Origin of the sequence: Rhodoferax sp. TH121, from assembly GCF_002251855.1 — a bacterium.
Classification (GTDB): domain Bacteria; phylum Pseudomonadota; class Gammaproteobacteria; order Burkholderiales; family Burkholderiaceae_C; genus Allorhodoferax.
Window position 1 is genome coordinate 383,395 of the sequence record NZ_NOXW01000022.1, and the last position, 17,281, is coordinate 400,675.

15 protein-coding genes are annotated in these 17,281 nt (G+C 63.1%); 14 read left to right on the forward strand and 1 reads right to left on the reverse strand.

All coding sequences use genetic code 11. From position 1 onward, the window contains the following. Positions 1 to 63 precede the first annotated feature (63 nt). Positions 64 to 3,228 (forward strand): EAL domain-containing protein, encoded by a 3,165-nt coding sequence (locus tag CHU94_RS16175; RefSeq protein ID WP_094481761.1) that lies wholly within the window; start codon positions 64 to 66, stop codon positions 3,226 to 3,228. Positions 3,229 to 3,297: 69 nt separating this feature from the next. Here CHU94_RS16175 and CHU94_RS16180 read toward each other — a convergent pair whose 3' ends face one another. Next, positions 3,298 to 4,161 carry an alpha/beta hydrolase gene (locus tag CHU94_RS16180; protein ID WP_094481763.1) on the reverse strand — a complete coding sequence of 288 codons (864 nt, stop codon included), beginning with the start codon at positions 4,159 to 4,161 and terminating at the stop codon, positions 3,298 to 3,300. A 170-nt stretch (positions 4,162 to 4,331) separates the two neighbouring features. Between CHU94_RS16180 and CHU94_RS16185 the strand changes: the two genes are divergently transcribed. From CHU94_RS16185 to CHU94_RS16245, 13 genes are read left to right on the forward strand one after another with little or no spacing between them, the layout of a single operon-like run. Beyond that, on the forward strand, positions 4,332 to 6,689 hold the full coding sequence (locus CHU94_RS16185) for a bifunctional salicylyl-CoA 5-hydroxylase/oxidoreductase (RefSeq protein ID WP_094481765.1): 2,358 nt from the start codon (positions 4,332 to 4,334) through the stop codon (positions 6,687 to 6,689). An 11-nt stretch (positions 6,690 to 6,700) separates the two neighbouring features. Further along, on the forward strand, positions 6,701 to 7,477 hold the full coding sequence (locus tag CHU94_RS16190) for an SDR family NAD(P)-dependent oxidoreductase (protein ID WP_094481767.1): 777 nt from the start codon (positions 6,701 to 6,703) through the stop codon (positions 7,475 to 7,477). A gap of 7 nt (positions 7,478 to 7,484) precedes the next feature. After that, complete coding sequence (locus tag CHU94_RS16195; protein WP_094481769.1) at positions 7,485 to 8,030, forward strand: MarR family winged helix-turn-helix transcriptional regulator; 546 nt, start codon at positions 7,485 to 7,487, stop codon at positions 8,028 to 8,030. A 22-nt stretch (positions 8,031 to 8,052) separates the two neighbouring features. Continuing rightward, positions 8,053 to 8,916: an enoyl-CoA hydratase family protein gene (locus CHU94_RS16200; RefSeq protein ID WP_094481771.1), complete on the forward strand. Its 864-nt coding sequence runs from the start codon at positions 8,053 to 8,055 to the stop codon at positions 8,914 to 8,916. A 12-nt stretch (positions 8,917 to 8,928) separates the two neighbouring features. After that, on the forward strand, positions 8,929 to 10,110 hold the full coding sequence (locus tag CHU94_RS16205) for an acyl-CoA dehydrogenase family protein (protein WP_094481773.1): 1,182 nt from the start codon (positions 8,929 to 8,931) through the stop codon (positions 10,108 to 10,110). 45 nt (positions 10,111 to 10,155) lie between these two features. Beyond that, positions 10,156 to 11,763 carry an AMP-binding protein gene (locus CHU94_RS16210; RefSeq protein ID WP_094481775.1) on the forward strand — a complete coding sequence of 536 codons (1,608 nt, stop codon included), beginning with the start codon at positions 10,156 to 10,158 and terminating at the stop codon, positions 11,761 to 11,763. Between the two features lie 53 nt (positions 11,764 to 11,816). Further along, positions 11,817 to 13,010: an ABC transporter substrate-binding protein gene (locus tag CHU94_RS16215; protein ID WP_094481777.1), complete on the forward strand. Its 1,194-nt coding sequence runs from the start codon at positions 11,817 to 11,819 to the stop codon at positions 13,008 to 13,010. A gap of 26 nt (positions 13,011 to 13,036) precedes the next feature. Then, positions 13,037 to 13,957, forward strand: coding sequence for a branched-chain amino acid ABC transporter permease (locus CHU94_RS16220; protein WP_094481779.1), 921 nt, complete (start codon positions 13,037 to 13,039; stop codon positions 13,955 to 13,957). Further along, positions 13,950 to 14,927: a branched-chain amino acid ABC transporter permease gene (locus CHU94_RS16225; RefSeq protein ID WP_094481781.1), complete on the forward strand. Its 978-nt coding sequence runs from the start codon at positions 13,950 to 13,952 to the stop codon at positions 14,925 to 14,927. The genes CHU94_RS16220 and CHU94_RS16225 overlap by 8 nt, the downstream gene beginning before the upstream one ends. Then, positions 14,920 to 15,687 carry an ABC transporter ATP-binding protein gene (locus CHU94_RS16230; RefSeq protein WP_094482803.1) on the forward strand — a complete coding sequence of 256 codons (768 nt, stop codon included), beginning with the start codon at positions 14,920 to 14,922 and terminating at the stop codon, positions 15,685 to 15,687. The genes CHU94_RS16225 and CHU94_RS16230 overlap by 8 nt, the downstream gene beginning before the upstream one ends. A gap of 19 nt (positions 15,688 to 15,706) precedes the next feature. Further along, the gene (locus CHU94_RS16235) at positions 15,707 to 16,417 is read left to right on the forward strand and encodes an ABC transporter ATP-binding protein (RefSeq protein ID WP_094481783.1); all 711 of its coding nucleotides are present in this window, start codon (positions 15,707 to 15,709) and stop codon (positions 16,415 to 16,417) included. 2 nt (positions 16,418 to 16,419) lie between these two features. Next, positions 16,420 to 16,887 (forward strand): thioesterase family protein, encoded by a 468-nt coding sequence (locus tag CHU94_RS16240; RefSeq protein WP_255034004.1) that lies wholly within the window; start codon positions 16,420 to 16,422, stop codon positions 16,885 to 16,887. Next, positions 16,884 to 17,279 carry a RidA family protein gene (locus tag CHU94_RS16245; protein WP_094481785.1) on the forward strand — a complete coding sequence of 132 codons (396 nt, stop codon included), beginning with the start codon at positions 16,884 to 16,886 and terminating at the stop codon, positions 17,277 to 17,279. Before CHU94_RS16240 ends, CHU94_RS16245 begins: the two co-directional genes overlap by 4 nt. Positions 17,280 to 17,281 lie beyond the last annotated feature (2 nt).

The window sequence follows — 17,281 nt, forward strand, 5'->3', positions numbered from 1 at the left end:
GCGGCCCGCGCCAACTTGGTGCGTTTATTGCTTGGCGTGTTCCTTCGTTGGGAAGGACGCCGGATGCTGTCAAAAATTCCGTTGTGGCTGGGCCGCTTGAGTGTGGGGCGCAAGCTCACCCTGATTTACCTGCTGGACCTGACTGCTGTGATCTATGTCTCGGGGATTTTGATCCACGAGAAGTACCTGGCCATTGACTTTGCCCGCAAGGAGATTGTGGGTGCCCACTACGCCGAGGTGGTACGCCGCAACCTGATGGGCGCCTTTCGGGTGCCGCCACCCACTCCACGGTCCGCGGCGTTTGCCGATGACCTGAAGGCGCTGGAGGCCATCCGTGACGCCCACGACACGCAGCTGCACACCACCGAGGCGTCGCAGCGGCTCTCGACCCTGTTGCAAACCCCTTCCAGCAAGGCCAACAAGACCGCCTTGTTGGCCCAGGGGCGGGATTTGCTCACCATTGTGGGCAACCAGTCCAACCTGATCCTGGACCCGGACCTAGACAGCTATTACGTCATGTCGCTCACGGTGCTGCGCTTTCCCGAGCTCTTGCAGGTGCTGTACGACACGCGCGACTTCATGCAGCACTGGGGCCAGACCTCGCAGGGGCAGCAACCCAGTGCTCAGTTGCTCACCCTGGTGGGGCGGCTCGATGCGGTGCTGCAGGGCATGGAATCGGACTACGAGCAGGCCTGGCTGGCCGGTTCACCCCAGCTCAAAGCAGGGCTGGGCGCCACGCGCACAGCCCTGCAGCAGCGGGCCCATGCCTTTTCGCGCACCGTGCAGGCCGCCTCGACGGACGGCTTGAGCGCCCAGGAGGCCGTGGCGCTGGATCAAGACTACCAGGCCGCATTGGCTGGACTGGATGAGGCTTGGCGCGTGGGGCTGGAGCAGATGCAGCAGCTGCTGGACGCGCGGGTGGATGGTCTGTTCCAGCGCATGTGGTTGCACCTGGGCACGGCGCTGCTATTGTTGGGCTGCATTCTGAGCCTGGTCTACCTGGTGGCCAGCCAGATCGCGCGGCCGCTGCAGGCGCTGGCGCGCGTGGCCGACAAGGTGCGCAAGACGGCGGACTACACGCACCGCGCCAGCTGGCATAGCCGCGACGAGATTGGCCAGTTGTTCACCGCCTTCAACGGCATGCTGGCCCAGCTGGACCGTGACCGCCTGGCCCAGCAGGAGTTAGCAGCCAGCGCACGTGCTGCGGAGGCCCAGCTGGAATTGGTGGAGGCTTTCCCTATCCCCATGGTGGTGACTTCAGTGCCGGACCATGAGGTGCTGCATGCCAACGCCCCGGCCCAACCTTGGTTGGGCGGGCTCACGCTGGACCCTTGGCGCGTGGGACTGGACGCCAGCGTGCGCAGCCGCTTCTTCCAGCGCTTGTCGGACTTCGGGATAGTGGACGAGTTCGAGGTGCGCTGGCTCGGGGGCACGGCCCCCTCGTGGGCGGTGTTGTCGGCCCGGCGGCTCAAGTTCCAGGGGCGTGATGCCATCCTCACAGCGTTTGCGCCCATCAACAAGCTCAAGGTCATGGAGCAGCGCCTGGAGCTGTGGGCCAAGGTGTTCGAGGCATCCAGCGAGAGCATCATCATCATGGACGAGGCGCGCAAAATCATCAGCGTGAACCGCGCCTTCTGCCGCAGCACGGCCTATGACTTTTACGAGGTGATAGGCCAGGACCTGGCCTATGTGACAGACAGTCCGCAGGACATGCTCTGGTCTGAGCTGGAGGACAAGGACGCCTGGCAGGGCGAGGTGCGGATCCGCAAGCAGTCGGGCGAAAGCTACCCCGCCTGGCTCATGGTCTCTGCGGTGCACAAGAACGCCACCAGCGGCGAGGTGGTCAACTACATCGGCATCTCCATCGACATCACTGACCGCAAGGCCAAGGAGGAGCGTATTCGCTTCCTGGCCCAGCACGATGTGTTGACCGAGCTGCCCAATCGCTCGCTGTGCCAACAGCGCCTGGCCGAGGCGCTGGCGCAAGCCCGGCACACCGGCGAGCAGGTCGCGGTGCTGTTCATTGACCTGGATCGCTTCAAGTTTATCAACGATACGCTGGGCCACCATATAGGTGACGGCTTACTGCGTACCGTGGCGCGCCGCCTCACTGCTGCGGTGCGCGTGGACGACACCGTCAGTCGCCTGGGCGGAGACGAGTTTGTGGTGATCCTGCGCCATGTGGCCCACCGTGAAGAGCTGGCAGCCATGGTGAACCAGCGCCTCATCCCCGCACTGCGCCAAAGTGCCACCGTGGAGGGGCACAACTTGGCTGTCTCCTGCAGCGTGGGCGTCGCCCTGTACCCCGAGGACGCCACGGAGCAGGACGAACTGATGCGCCGCGCCGATGCAGCCATGTACGAGGCCAAAGCCGCAGGGCGTGACATGGCGCGCTTCTTTTCGCCCGAAACGGACCAGCGCGTGCAGGCCCGCCAGACCATGGAAGCCCAGCTTCGCCAGGCGCTCGACAACGAGGAGTTCAGCCTGCACTTCCAGCCACGCCTGAATGCGCGCACACGCCGTGTGCAAGGTGCTGAGGCCTTGCTGCGCTGGAACAACCCTTTGCTGGGCCAAGTGGCGCCCAGCCACTTCATTCACTTGGCCGAGGAGACAGGGCTCATCAAGCCCATCGGACTGTGGGTGCTGCGTGAGGCCTGCGCCCAGTGGGTGGCGCTGCAGGCCCAGGGTCTGTGCAAGGGCATGGAGCTGTCGGTCAACCTGTCGGTAGCCCAGCTGGCTGACCCGGAGTTGGTGGAGCAGTTGCGCGGTGTGTTGCAGGCCTCGGGTCTGGAGCCTCACCTGCTGGAGCTAGAGCTGACCGAATCTACGCTGATGGACAATCCGGTGGCCGCGCAGGCACAGGTGCGTGCGCTCAAAGGACTGGGCGTGCAGATTGCCATCGATGACTTTGGCACCGGCTATTCCAGCCTGGCCTACCTCAAGCGCTTCGAGATCGACAAGCTCAAGGTCGACCAGTCCTTTGTCTACGGCATGCTCGACGACAGCGCCGACGCGGCCATCGTGCACGCCGTGATTGCGCTGGGCCACACCCTGGGTCTCAAGGTTGTGGCCGAGGGGGTGGAGAACCTGCCCACCGCCCAAACCCTCACGGCGCTGGGCTGCGACGAGCTGCAGGGCTACTGCTTCAGCCGCCCGCTCCCCGTGGACGACTGGGTGGCCTGGCTGCAGGCCCAGGACGAGCGGCCCGAGCGTCGACGCGCACGCTGACGTTTGCTATTGAATCAATAGCTGGCGGCGCATATTCCACCGGGGCTAGGTGCCAATTCGGCTTCGATTTCAGCTGCGCAGGCGTTCGACCAGCCACTGGGCCATGGGACTGTTGCGGTCCTCCAGGCCGTGGATCACCGTGAAGTGGTCGGCCCCTGGCACGGCGCGCAGCTCGGTCGGGTTGCCCAGAGCTTGTGCCGCCGCGTGGTAGCTGGCGGCCTGGCGTGCAAATTCGGTGCTCTCGGCACCACCCCAGGTCACCCAGGTGGGCGTGGGGCACGCCCGCACATTCGCCGCCGGAGAGTAGTGGCGAATGGTGCCCTCATCGAGCTGGATCATGGGCTGCAGGTAGCTGTAGCGCAGCGGCTCCAGCTCGTGCAGGCCGCTGATCAGGAGCGCGGCCTTGAGCGGGTCGCGCGGCAGGCCGTAGTCGCTGTCCCAGGCGGTTTGCAGGCACATGGCGCTCAGGTGGCCGCCGGCCGAGTGGCCGCCCACGGCCACGCGTGTGGGGTCGCCGCCGTACTGGGCGATGTTGCGCAGCGTCCAAGCCACGGCCGCACGGCACTGGCGCGTAATCTCGGGGATGGTGACAACGGGGCACAGCGCGTAGTTCACCACTACGGTGGTGATGCCCAGCGGCTGCAGGCCCAGGGCTACGCCGCTGAACTCCTTGGATGACAGGGCGCGCCAGTAGCCGCCGTGGATAAAGACGAACACCGGCGCGTTGGGTGTGTCGGCGGGAAAGATGTCCAGCGATTCGTGCACGGTGGGGCCAAAGGCAATGTCCAGGTGGTGTTTGAGCGTGCTGCGGGCCTGTTGGGCGGCGGCTGCGAAGTGTTTGCCTGGCGCGCTGGCATCGGCCAGCGCGAGGGAGGGGTTGTACTGCGCATCAATCTGCGCCTGGGTGTCAAAGTCGCGGTAGAGCTTGGGCATGGTCGTAAAGGGTAGTGGTGGGAGGCAGTCTATAGCGGTGAGCACATCCGGTCTCAGGGAAAGTCTCTAGATGGCTGGCCCTCAAAGATACTTTACTTTTAAACTATTAATCACTAAAGTACCTCCGAGGCCCCTGCAAGGGCCACGTTTTCGCAACGCAAGGAGATGTGATGAAGATCGTGTGCATTGGCGGTGGCCCTTCCGGCCTGTACTTCGCGTTGCTGATGAAGCAGGCCCAGCCCGCGCACGACATCACCGTGGTGGAGCGCAACAAGCCCTACGACACCTTTGGCTGGGGCGTGGTGTTCTCGGATGCCACCATGGACAACATGCGCATCCACGACCCCCAGACGGCGGCGGAGATCCAGCACGCGTTCAATCACTGGGACGACATCGAGCTCGAAATCAAGGGCCAGCGCATCCGCTCGGGCGGCCACGGGTTTGTAGGCATTGGCCGCAAGAAGCTGCTCAACATCCTGCAAGCGCGCTGTGAGGAACTGGGCGTCAATCTGGTGTTCGAAACCGATGTGCAGGGTGACGAGGACTACCCCGACGCCGACCTCATCATCGCTAGCGACGGTATCAACTCGCGCATCCGCACCAAATACCAGGATGTCTTCAAGCCCGACATCGTGGTGCGTCCCAACCGCTACATCTGGCTGGGCACGCACAAGCTGTTCGACGCCTTCACCTTCGCCTTCGAGAAGACTGAACACGGCTGGTTCCAGTCCCACATCTACAAGTTCGACGAGAACACCACCACCTTCATCGTCGAGTGCCCTGAGCACGTCTGGCTGGCGCACGGCCTGGACAAGGCCGACCAAGACCAGAGCATTGCGTTTTGCGAGCAGCTGTTCGCCAAAACCCTGGGCGGTGCCAAGCTCATGACCAATGCGCGCCACCTGCGTGGCTCGGCGTGGCTGAACTTCCAGCGCGTCACGTGCGCGCAGTGGCACACCTTCAACGGCAACAGCCATGTGGTGCTGATGGGCGATGCGGTGCACACAGCCCACTTCGCCATCGGCTCGGGCACCAAGCTGGCGATTGAAGACGCCATCGTGTTGGCCAATCTGTTTCGCGCCCAGGGCCAGACGGCCGACAAGATTCCTGCCGTGCTCCAGCAGTACCAGGCCGAGCGCAACATCGACGTGCTGCGTCTGCAGAACGCCGCCTGGAACGCCATGGAGTGGTTCGAGGTGTGTGGCGAGCGCTACTGCGACCAGCTCGAAGGCCCGCAGTTCATGTATTCCATGCTCACCCGCAGCCAGCGCATCAGTCACGAAAACCTGCGCCTGCGCGATGCGCAGTGGCTGGGTGGCTTTGAACGCTGGTTTGCCGAGCAGGCGGGCATGGCCTTGCCGCCGGGACAGCCGGCGCCCCCGCCCATGTTCACCCCCTACAGCCTGCGTGGTACTACGCTAAAGAACCGTATCGTGGTCTCGCCCATGGCGCAGTACTCGGCCGTGGACGGCGTGCCCTCGGACTACCACCTGGTTCACCTGGGGGCGCGTGCCATGGGCGGCGCTGGCCTGGTGTTTGCCGAGATGGCCTGCGTCTCTGCGGAGGGGCGCATTACCCCTGGCTGCCCCGGCCTTTATACGCCCGAGCAGCAAGCGGGCTGGGCGCGTATTGTGGAGTGGATTCATGCGCACACTGACGCCAAGTTTGCGCTGCAAATCGGCCACGCCGGTGCCAAGGCTTCGACCTGTGTGCCCTGGCAGGGCGGCGGCATTGACCAACCCTTGCCCAGCGGTAATTGGCCGCTGCTGGCGGCCTCCAGCTACCAGTACATCGAGGGCGTGAGCCAATCGGCAAAGGCCATGTCGCGCGCCGACATGGACATGGTCACCGCCCAGTTTGTCGCCGCTACGCGCATGGCTGCCGAGGTGGGCGCTGACTGGCTGGAGCTGCACTGCGCCCACGGCTACCTGCTGTCAAGCTTCATTTCGCCGCTGACCAACACGCGTACGGACGAATACGGTGGCAGCCTGGAGAACCGCTTGCGCTACCCGCTGGAAGTGTTTGCTGCCGTGCGCGCCGCTTGGCCGGCAGACAGGCCCATCTCGGTGCGCATCTCGGCCCACGACTGGGTGGAGGGCGGCATTACGCCGGCGGATGCCGTGGACATTGCCAAGGCCTTCAAGGCCGCAGGCGCCGACATGATCGACTGCTCGTCAGGCCAGGTCAGCAAGAAGGAAAAGCCGGTCTACGGCCGCATGTTTCAGACGCCGTTTGCCGACCGTATTCGCCAGGAGGCCGGCATTCCTACCATCGCCGTAGGAGCGATCAGCGAGGCCGACCATGCCAATAGCATTCTTGCGGCGGGCCGTGCCGACTTGTGTGCCGTAGCCCGCCCGCACCTGGCCAACCCGGCCTGGACGCTGACCGAAGCCGCCAAGATAGGTTACTCCCAGCAAGCCTGGCCCAAGCCCTACCGCGCCGGCAAGCAGCAGATGGAAGCCAACTTCGCCCGTGAGAAAGCGCAGGCTGCGATAGCCGCATCACCGGCGCGCGCGGCTGAAGCCTGAGCGACAACAACATGGCAGCCACAGACACCGCACCCCGCCACGCCCTTGTCACTGGGGGCGGCAGCGGCATAGGCGCAGCCATCGCACAGGCTTTGGTTGCCGCTGGCATGCGCGTCACCATCACCGGGCGTCGCCCGGAAGTGTTGCAGGCGCTGGCGGCCCGCTATCCGGGACAGATGCAGGCCGTGGTGGCTGACGTCACGGATGAAGCGGCGATTGCGCAGGCCTTTGCCCGGGCCAAGGCCGGCTTCGGGCCGGTGCAGGTGCTGGTAAACAACGCCGGCCAGGCACACAGCGCGCCCTTTCTCAAGACCGATGCGGCGCTGTGGCAGCAGATGCTTTCGGTCAATCTGACCGGGACATTTCTCTGCACCCAGGCCGCCTTGCCCGACATGCTGGCCGCCAAGTGGGGCCGCATCATCAATGTGGCCAGCACCGCGGGCCTGGTCGGCTATGCCTATGTGGCTGCCTATGTGGCCGCCAAGCATGGCGTGGTCGGTTTGACACGGGCGCTGGCCCTGGAGGTGGCGAAGAAAGGCATCACGGTCAACGCCGTGTGCCCCGGCTACACCGAGACTGACATCCTGCGCGAGAGCATTGCCAACGTGGTGGCCAAAACCGGGCGCAGCGTGGACGAAGCGCGCGCCGAATTTGCATCGGGTAACCCACAGGGGCGCATCGTGCAACCCGAGGAAGTGGCCGATACCGTGCTGTGGCTCAGTGGCACGGGTGCCGCTTCGGTCACCGGCCAATCCATCGCCGTGAGCGGCGGTGAAGTGATGCACTGAGAGACGCATGAAAAAAGACACCAGCCTGGAATTGCTCAACGCGGCCGACGAGTTGGGTTTTGAGGCGCGCAGCGCCACAGGCGACCACGCGGCCCTCAAGCTGTGGTTGCGCATGCTCTCCTGCACCAACCAGATCGAGGCCGAAATCCGCCGCCGCCTGCGGGTGCAGTTCGACACCAGCCTGCCGCGCTTTGACTACCTGGCACAGCTCTACCGCGAGCCCGAAGGCCTGCGCATGAAGGAACTTTCCAGTCACCTGATGGTGACGGGCGCCAACGTGACCGGCATTACCGATGAACTGGAGCGCGATGGCCTGGTGGTGCGCTCCAGCAGCCCGACCGACCGCCGCTCCTGGATCGTGCGGCTCACCCCCAAGGGGCGTTCGCATTTTGAAACCATGGCAGAAGCGCATGAGCAGTGGATTCTGGAGCTGTTCGCCTGCCTGGGCGCACCTGCGCTGGCGCAGCTCTACCAGCAGCTGGGCAGCCTGCGTGTGCATGTGTTGGACAAGCAGTCCTCGGCACTGGGTGGCGCACCCTTTGCCAAATCTTGATTTCCCCCACCGCGAGTGACCCATGAGCATCCACACTTCCACCACCATTGACCCCGCGCTGCTCGCGGGTAACCGCAAGCCGCTGGCGGGCTACCAGGCCCGTCACTTTGCATGGTCCTGCCAAGACGGCGTGGCCACCATCACGCTGAACCGCCCCGAACGCAAGAACCCGCTGACCTTTGATTCGTATGCCGAACTGCGCGATCAGTTTGGCCAGCTGCGCTACGCCACTGATGTGCATGTGGTGGTGCTCCACGGTGCAGGCAATAACTTTTGTTCGGGTGGCGATGTGCATGAAATCATCGGTCCGCTGATCCAGCTGGCCATGCCGGAGTTGCTGATGTTCACGCGCATGACGGGCGACCTGGTCAAAGCCATGCGCGCTTGTCCGCAGCCCATCATTGCCGCCATCGACGGCATCTGTGCGGGTGCCGGTGCGATCATGGCCATGGCATCGGACCTGCGTTTGGGCACCGTGCGCAGCAAGACGGCATTTCTGTTCAATCGTGTGGGCTTGGCTGGTTGCGACATGGGCGCCTGCGCCATGCTGCCGCGCATCATCGGCCAGGGCCGCGCCAGCGACTGGTTGTACAGCGGTCGCTCCATCGGTGGCGAAGAGGCCGAGCGCAGCGGTTTCCTCAACCGCCTGGTAGCGCCCGAGCAATTGCTGGACGACGCACAGAGTTGGGCGCGCGACATCGCAGCTGGCCCAACCTTTGCTAATGGCTTGACCAAGACCATGCTGCACCAGGAATGGAATATGTCGGTGGACCAGGCGATTGAAGCCGAAGCCCAGACCCAGGCGCTTTGCATGATGACGGAAGACTTCAACCGGGCGTACCAGGCCTTTGTGGCCAAGCAAAAACCGGTGTTTCACGGCAATTGAACGAGAATCTCCATGAGCGACAGCACCTACCTCCAGTGGCCTTTTTTTGAAGCGCACCATGCCGAGCTGGCCCACACGCTCGATGCGTGGGCGGCCGCGCACGTGGCACACAGCCATGGCCCTGATGTGGACGCCGAGTGCCGCACCTTGGTGCGCCAGCTGGGGCAGGGTGGTTGGTTGCGCCATGCGGTGGGCGGTAAGGCCTACGGTGGTGCCGGCGATGCCATCGACACCCGCAGCATCTGCCTGATCCGTGAAACGCTGGGGCGTCACTCCGGCTTGGCTGACTTCGCCTTTGCCATGCAGGGTCTGGGCTCCGGAGCCATCAGCCTGGCCGGTACCGATGCACAGAAGAAAGCCTACCTGCCGCGTGTAGCGGCCGGCGAGGCGATTGCCGCCTTTGCGCTCTCCGAGCCAGAGGCCGGCTCAGATGTGGCGGCCATGCAGTGCAGCGCCCGTATCGACGGAGACTACGCGGTCCTGCAGGGCAGCAAGACCTGGATTTCCAACGGTGGCATCGCCGACTTCTACGTGGTTTTTGCCCGCACCGGTGAGGCCGAAGGTGCGCGTGGCATCAGTGCTTTTATCGTCGATGCGGACACGCCCGGTTTTAGCGTCAGCGAACGCATCCATGTAATGGCGCCGCACCCACTGGGCACGCTGCAGTTTGACAACTGCCGCATCCCGCTTACGCAGCGCGTGGGTGGTGCGGGCGAAGGCTTCAAGGTGGCCATGCGCACGCTCGATGTGTTCCGTACCTCGGTTGCGGCCGCTGCCTTGGGCTTTGCGCGCCGTGCGCTGGAAGAGGCACTACAGCGCGCCACCACACGCAAGATGTTCAAGCAGACGCTGGCCGACTTTCAGCTGACCCAAGCCAAGCTGGCCCAGATGGCCACCACCATCGAAAGCTCGGCTTTGCTGGTGTACCGCGCCGCCTGGCAGCGGGACCAAGGGCGTACGGTGACCAAGGAAGCCGCCATGGCCAAGATGGTCAGCACCGAAGGTGCGCAGCAGGTCATCGATGCAGCCGTGCAACTCTGGGGTGGCATGGGCGTGGTGTCGGAGGTGCCGGTGGAGCGCCTGTACCGCGAGATCCGCGCCCTGCGCATCTACGAGGGGGCGACCGAGGTGCAGCAACTGATCATTGCCCGCGAGTTGCTCAAAGAAGTGGGCCACCCGGCTTCCCCGAAGTAAGCCCGCATCACCCAGGTTGCCACTGCCTCTCCCAGGAAGACGTCCATGCCCACCGCCCACATCGACACCTTTGCACGCGACCACCTGCCCCCAGTGGAACAGCAGCCAGACTTTCTGTTCACCTTGCCAGAGCTGCAATTCCCGGAGCAGCTCAACTGCGCCACCGAGCTGCTGGACCGGCATGTGAGGGAAGGGCATGGCGACCGAGCCTGTGTGCGCGGTCCCCGGGAACAATGGACCTACCGTGACCTATGGGAGCGCGCCAACCGCATTGCACATGTGCTGGTGCAGGACATGGGGCTGGTGCCTGGCAACCGCGTGCTGCTGCATGCGCCCAACACGCCCATGATGGTGGCCTGCTGGTTCGGCATCGTGAAGGCCGGCGGCATTGTGGTGGCGACCATGCCGCTGCTGCGCGCCAAGGAGCTCAAACCGATTCTGGAGATTGGCCAGATCAGCCATGCTTTGTGTGATGCCAGCCTGGTGGAGGAAGTGCAGGGGGCAGCCCAGGCCGTACCCGGGTTGCGCGAAATTCGCTGCTTCAATGCCGCGGGCAGTGAGACGCTGGAAGCCGCCATGCAGGCGTATGCGCCGCTGTTTGATAACGTCGACACGGCGGCTGATGACACCTGCCTGATTGGCTTCACGAGCGGCACCACCGGCATTCCCAAGGCCACCATGCACTTCCATCGCGATGTGATGGCCATCTGTGCCTGCTGGCCGCGTTCGGTGCTCAGGGCGACTGCGGATGACGTATTCATCGGCAGCCCGCCCTTGGGTTTCACCTTCGGCTTGGGCGGTCTGGTGTTGTTTCCCATGTCGATTGGTGCATCTACGGTCTTGCTGGAAAAAGCCGGGCCGCCGCAGCTGCTCGATGGCATTCGTGACTTTGGCGCTACGGTGGTATTCACCGCCCCCACGTCCTACCGCACGCTGGCTGCGCGTGGTGAGGAGTTGCGTGCCACGCGGCTGCGCAAATGTGTGTCTGCCGGTGAAGCCTTGCCCGCGTCCACCCGCACGCTGTGGCGTGAAGCCACTGGTATTGAGCTCATTGATGGCATTGGTGCCACAGAAATGCTGCACATCTTCATCTCGGCCGACGAGCAGAGTGCCCGTGCCGGTGCTACCGGCAAGGTAGTGCCGGGCTATGAGGCCTGTGTTGTGGACGATGACGGTCGCCCGCTGCCGCCCGGCACGGTGGGCAAGCTCGCGGTGCGCGGCCCCACGGGCTGCCGCTACCTGAATGATGCGCGCCAGCAGGCCTATGTCAAGAATGGTTGGAACCTGACGGGCGACGCCTATCTGATGGATGAGGACGGCTATTTCATCTACCAGTCGCGCACCGATGACATGATTATCTCGGCCGGCTACAACATCGCGGCACCCGAGGTGGAGGAGGGCCTGATGCTGCACCCCGCCGTGCTGGAGTGTGCGGTGATTGGCGTGCCCGACGCAGAGCGCGGGCAGATCGTCAAAGCCTTTGTGGTTCTGCGGCCCGGACACACTGAGGACGCCGCGATGGTCAAGACCTTGCAGGACTTTGTGAAGAAGACGATTGCCCCCTACAAATACCCGCGGGCGATTGAATTCTTCGAAAAACTGCCGCGCACCCAGTCTGGCAAGCTGCAGCGCTTTCGTTTACGTGAATCTTGAGGTCAGAATAGTTGGTCAGCTTGACGTTTTCTTTTCAACACAGAAAGGCACCCATGTCTCTTGTATCTATGCATTCCTTACGCGGCACCCTGCTTGCTGTTTGTGCGGCGACGGCGTTGACGGCCATGGCACAGCCCGCTGAGCCGGTCAAAGTCGGCCTGCTCAGCACGCTTTCCGGCCCCGGTGCCGGCTTGGGGGTGGACATTCGGGACGGTTTCCAGCTCGCCGTCAAGCTGGCTGGCAACAAGCTCGGCGGCCGCCCTGCCGAGGTGGTGGTGGCCGATGACCAGGCCAGCCCGGATGTGGGGCGCCAGACCGCAGACCGTCTGGTCAAGCGCGACAAAGTCGATTTCATGACCGGTATCGTGTTTTCCAACGTCATGCTGGCCGTGGGTGCGCCCACCTTTGCGGCCCAGACCTTCTATGTGAGCGCCAATGCCGGCCCCTCGCAGTACGCGGGTGAGCAGTGCAACCCCTACTTCTTCAGCGCTTCGTACCAGAACGACAACATGCACGAAGCCGCCGGACAGGTGGTGCAGGACAAGGGCTTCAAGCGTGTGGCCCTGATTGCCCCCAACTACCCCGCTGGCAAAGATGCCTTGACCGGCTTCAAGCGATTCTTCAAGGGTGAGGTTGCCTCTGAATCGCTGCCTGCCCTGAACCAGCTGAATTTCGGTACCGAACTGTCCCAGCTGCGTGCTTCCAAGGCGGATGCGGTATACATCTTCCTGCCTGGGGGCATGGGCATCAACTTCATCAAGCAGTTTGTGGCCGCAGGCCTGTCCAAAGACATGACGCTGTTTGGCCCCGGCTTCTCGGGTGACGAAGACGTGATCAAGGCGGTGGGGGAGCCCATGCTCGGCATGTTCAACACCAGCCAATGGGCGCATGACATGGACAATGCGGCCAACAAAAAGTTCGTTGCCGAGTTTGAGAAAGAGTACGGACGTTTGCCCACGCTGTACGCAGCCCAGGGGTATGACGCTGCACAGCTCATCAATGCAGCGGTGCGTGACACCAAGGGCAAACTGGATGACAAGGCCGCCGTGCGCAAGGCACTGGAAGCTGCCAAATTTGATTCGGTGCGTGGCGCCTTCAAGTTCAACACCAACCACTTCCCGATCCAGGACTACTACCTGCGCGTCATCACCAAAGACAGCAAAGGCCGTGTGACCAACCGTTTGATGGGCTCGGTGCTGAAGAAGCATGCGGATGCCTACGTGGCGCAGTGCAAGATGCCCGCCTGACACCCTAGCGCAAAGAGCCACGCCCCATGGATTCCATTCTCTTGCTGGAGCAGGCCTTCAATGGCCTGCAGTTTGGGTTGATGCTGTTCTTGCTGGCTGCCGGGTTGACCCTGGTGTTCGGCATCATGGACATGATCAACCTTGCCCACGGATCGCTGTACATGGTGGGCGCCTACCTGATTGCGGCCATCACAGCGGCGACTGGCAGCTATTGGTGGGGTCTTGCGGGCGGCGTCTTGGGGGCCGGGGTGTTTGGCGCGGTGCTGGAACTGAGCATCTTGCGCCACTTTTACCAGCGTGACCACCTCTCCCAGGTGCTGGGCACTTTTGCCATATTGTTGATGTGCAACGAGGGTGTGCGTCTCATCTGGGGGGCACAACCAGTTCCCCTCAATACGCCAGAGAGCCTGTCGGGCCCTGTCGAGTTGCTGCCCGGCTTCTTCTACTCGTCATTCAGCCTGTTCATCATCGCTGTGGGTTTGTTGGTGGCCCTGCTGATGTACCTCTTGATCACGCGCACCCGGTTGGGCATGCAGGTGCGCGCGGGTGCTGCCAACCGCGAGATGGCCATGGTCATGGGCGTCAATGTGTCTCGCCTGTTCACTGCCATCTTCGCTCTGGGAGCTGCGTTGTGTGGTGTGGCGGGTGGCATGCTGGGTCCCGTGCTGGCCGTGCAGGTTGGCATGGGGGAGAGCATTCTGATCGTGGCCTTTGTGGTCATCGTGATCGGGGGGATCGGCTCCATCCGTGGCGCTTTTCTGGGGGCTCTGATCGTGGGAGTGATCGATACGGCAGGGCGGACTTTCATGCCACTGTTGTTCACCCGACTCATGTCGCCGGAGGCTGCCGCCAACGCTGCACCCGCCGTTGCCTCCATCCTCATTTACCTGCTGATGGCTACTGTCTTGTTTTTCAAGCCCCGTGGCTTGTTCCCCACCCATGGCTAACCCTGCTCCGTCCAGCATCCTGGACCATTCCCTGCACGTCCGCTGGTCATTGCCATTGTTGGCATTGCTGGTGGCTTTCCCCAGTATTGCAGTTGCCACAGGCGGTGATTTCTACATCACCCTGGCCAGCCGCATCCTGATCTTTGCGCTGGCAGCCACCAGCCTGAATCTCATCCTCGGCTTTGGCGGCATGGTCAGTTTTGGACATGCGGCCTTTATCGGCCTGGGGGCTTACACGGTGGCCATAGGCATGCAAGAGGGCCTCAGCAGCGCCTGGCTGGCCTGGCCCCTGGCCATGGCGGTGAGTGCCTTGTGTGCCTTGGTCATTGGCGCTATCAGCCTGCGCACCCAGGGCGTGTACTTCATCATGATCACCTTGGCATTTGCCCAGATGCTGTACTTTCTGGTGGTGTCGCTCAAGGCGTATGGGGGCGATGACGGATTGACCATGGCGGCCCGCTCGGTACTCGCGCCGGGTATCGACCTCGGTGTGGATCGTCACTTCTACTATGTGACCTTGGCGCTGGTGGCCAGTGCACTGGTGTTGGTGGCGCGCCTGCTCAATGCACGCTTTGGCCACACGCTGCAGGCCATTCGCGAGAACGAAGGGCGCATGACCGCCATAGGTTTCCCGGTCTACCGCTACAAGCTGGTGGCCTTTACGTTGGCCGGTGCCTTGGCGGGCCTTGCTGGTGCGCTCATGGCCAACCTGGGGGGGTTCGTGAGTCCTTCGCTGATGCAATGGAGCCAGTCGGGCATGCTCATGATCATGGTGATCTTGGGTGGCGTGGGTTATTTGTATGGCGGCTTTGTCGGAGCGGTGTTCTTCTTGCTGCTCGAAGAGCTGCTCAGCCACTACACCATCCATTGGCAGTTGGGGCTGGGGGCGGTGCTTTTGCTGGTTGTGTTGGTGGCCCCCAATGGCCTGGCCAGCCTTGTCGCGCGCCGCAAAGGAGCGGTTCATGGCTGAAGTCCTCTTGCACATCGACAAGCTGGTCAAACGCTTTGGTGGCTTGGTCGCCACCAACCAGGCTGAGTTGAAGGTGGAGCGTGGAAGCATCCATGCCTTGATCGGCCCCAACGGTGCCGGCAAGACCACCTTGATCCACCAGATTTCCGGTGCCCTGCAGCCTGACGCCGGTGCAGTCCACTTCGGTGGAAACAACATTACCCGCATGCCCATGCACCAGCGCGCACTGCAGGGCCTGGTGCGCTCTTACCAGATCACTAGCATCTTCAAGAAGCTTTCTGTACTGGACAACCTCGCCATGGCGGTGCAGGCGCGCAGTGGCGGCAGCATGCATTTCTGGATGCCCGCTCGCAAAGAAGCCGCCCGGTATGCCGAAGCAGCGGCTGTCGCAGAACGCATTGGGCTGGGTGCCAAGCTGCAATCCCTGGCGGGGGCACTGTCGCACGGGCAGCAGCGCCAGCTGGAACTCGGTTTGGCCTTGGCGTTGCAGCCCCAGCTGCTGCTGTTGGACGAGCCCATGGCTGGCATGGGGCCAGATGAATCGGAGAACATGGTCACGCTGCTGCAAAGCCTGCGCGGCGAGCACACCATCCTCTTGGTGGAACACGACATGGATGCCGTGTTCCGCCTGGCGGATCGCATCTCGACCCTGGTGTTCGGACGTGTCATCGCCACCGGCACCGCCCAAGAAATCAAGGACAACCCGGAGGTCAGACAGGCCTACCTGGGGGACGACGCGGCCCAGGCCGCTGAGCACTGACGCACGACGGGACACACTTGTGGACACATTGCTCGAAATTGACGATCTACAGACCGCATACGGCAGCAGCCAGGTCTTGTTTGGTGTGGGCTTCTCCATGCAGGCCGGTGCTGTGGCCACTTTGCTGGGACGCAATGGCATGGGGAAGACCACCACCGTGCGCTCCATTGTGGGCTTGACGCGGCCAGGTGCGGGCTCCATCCGCTTTTTGGGGGAGCGTGTGGATGGCATGCGCCCCGACCGGATTGCCCGCATGGGCATGGCCGTGGTGCCCGAGGGGCGCATGATATTTGCCACGCTGTCCGTGCAGGAAAATCTGCTGGCTTTTGCAGGCAACCGCTGCCGCAGCCAGGAGCCTTGGACGCTGGAGCGTGTGTACCACCTCTTTCCGCGCCTGAAAGAGCGGGCGCGCAATATGGGCAATCAACTGTCGGGCGGTGAGCAGCAAATGCTGGCTATTGGCAGGGCATTGATGACCAATCCGCACTTACTGATCCTGGACGAAGCCACCGAAGGGCTGGCGCCGCTGATCCGCGAGGACATCTGGCATTGTCTGGCCACGCTCAAGGCCGCTGGCCAGAGCATTCTGGTGATCGACAAATACGTACAGCGCCTCGTCGCGCTGGCAGACCACCACACCATCCTGGAGCGCGGGCGCGTGGTGTGGCGGGGCGACTCTGCCACCTTGGCCGCACAGCCTGACATCTGGCACCGCTACATCGGAGTCTGAACGTGAGTGCGCAACAGACACACGCCGGTGCAGAGCCGACATTCACCATCCAACGCATGGTGCGATTTTCGGATTGCGATCCGGCAGGCATGGTGTTTTATCCCCAGTATTTCGTCATGCTCAATGCCTTGGTGGAAGACTGGTTCAGCCATGGCCTGCAGGTCAACTACGCCGAATTTCTTGGCACCCGGCAACTGGGCTTGCCCATGGCGTCCCTGCAATGTGATTTCAAAGCCCCCAGCCGCATGGGAGAGACGATTGCTTTGGCCTTGCGTCTTCGCAAGGTCGGCAAACGCTCTCTGACGCTGGACGTTGAGTGCACAGGAATGGAAACCCCGCCCGTCTTGCGCTGGCGCGCCCAGGCCGTCATCGTGACCACCGCACTGGCACACGACCGCTCGATTCCGATACCCGACGATGTGCTCCAAGGCATCGCGCGGTGGCAACAACTACAAGGAGACTCAACATGACCCAGATTCTTCAACCGGCCCACTGGGCCCGTCCGCGTGGCTACTCCAATGGCGTCATGGCACGCGGGCAAATGGTCTTTGTGGCCGGCATGATCGGCTGGGATGCGCAGTGTGTGTTTCACACCGATGACCTGGCGGGGCAGGTACGCCAAGCGCTCACCAATGTGGTGGAGGTGCTGCGCGAAGCCGGCGCCAAGCCGGAGCACATCACCCGCATGACTTGGTATGTGACCGACAAACGCGAATACGTGGCCGCCTACCCCGAGATTGGCCGGGCCTTCCGCGAAATCATCGGCAGCTTCAATGCCGCCATGACGGCGGTGCAGGTGCAGGCGCTGGTGGAAGACCGCGCCAAGGTGGAGATCGAAGTCACGGCCGTGATCCCGGACTGAGC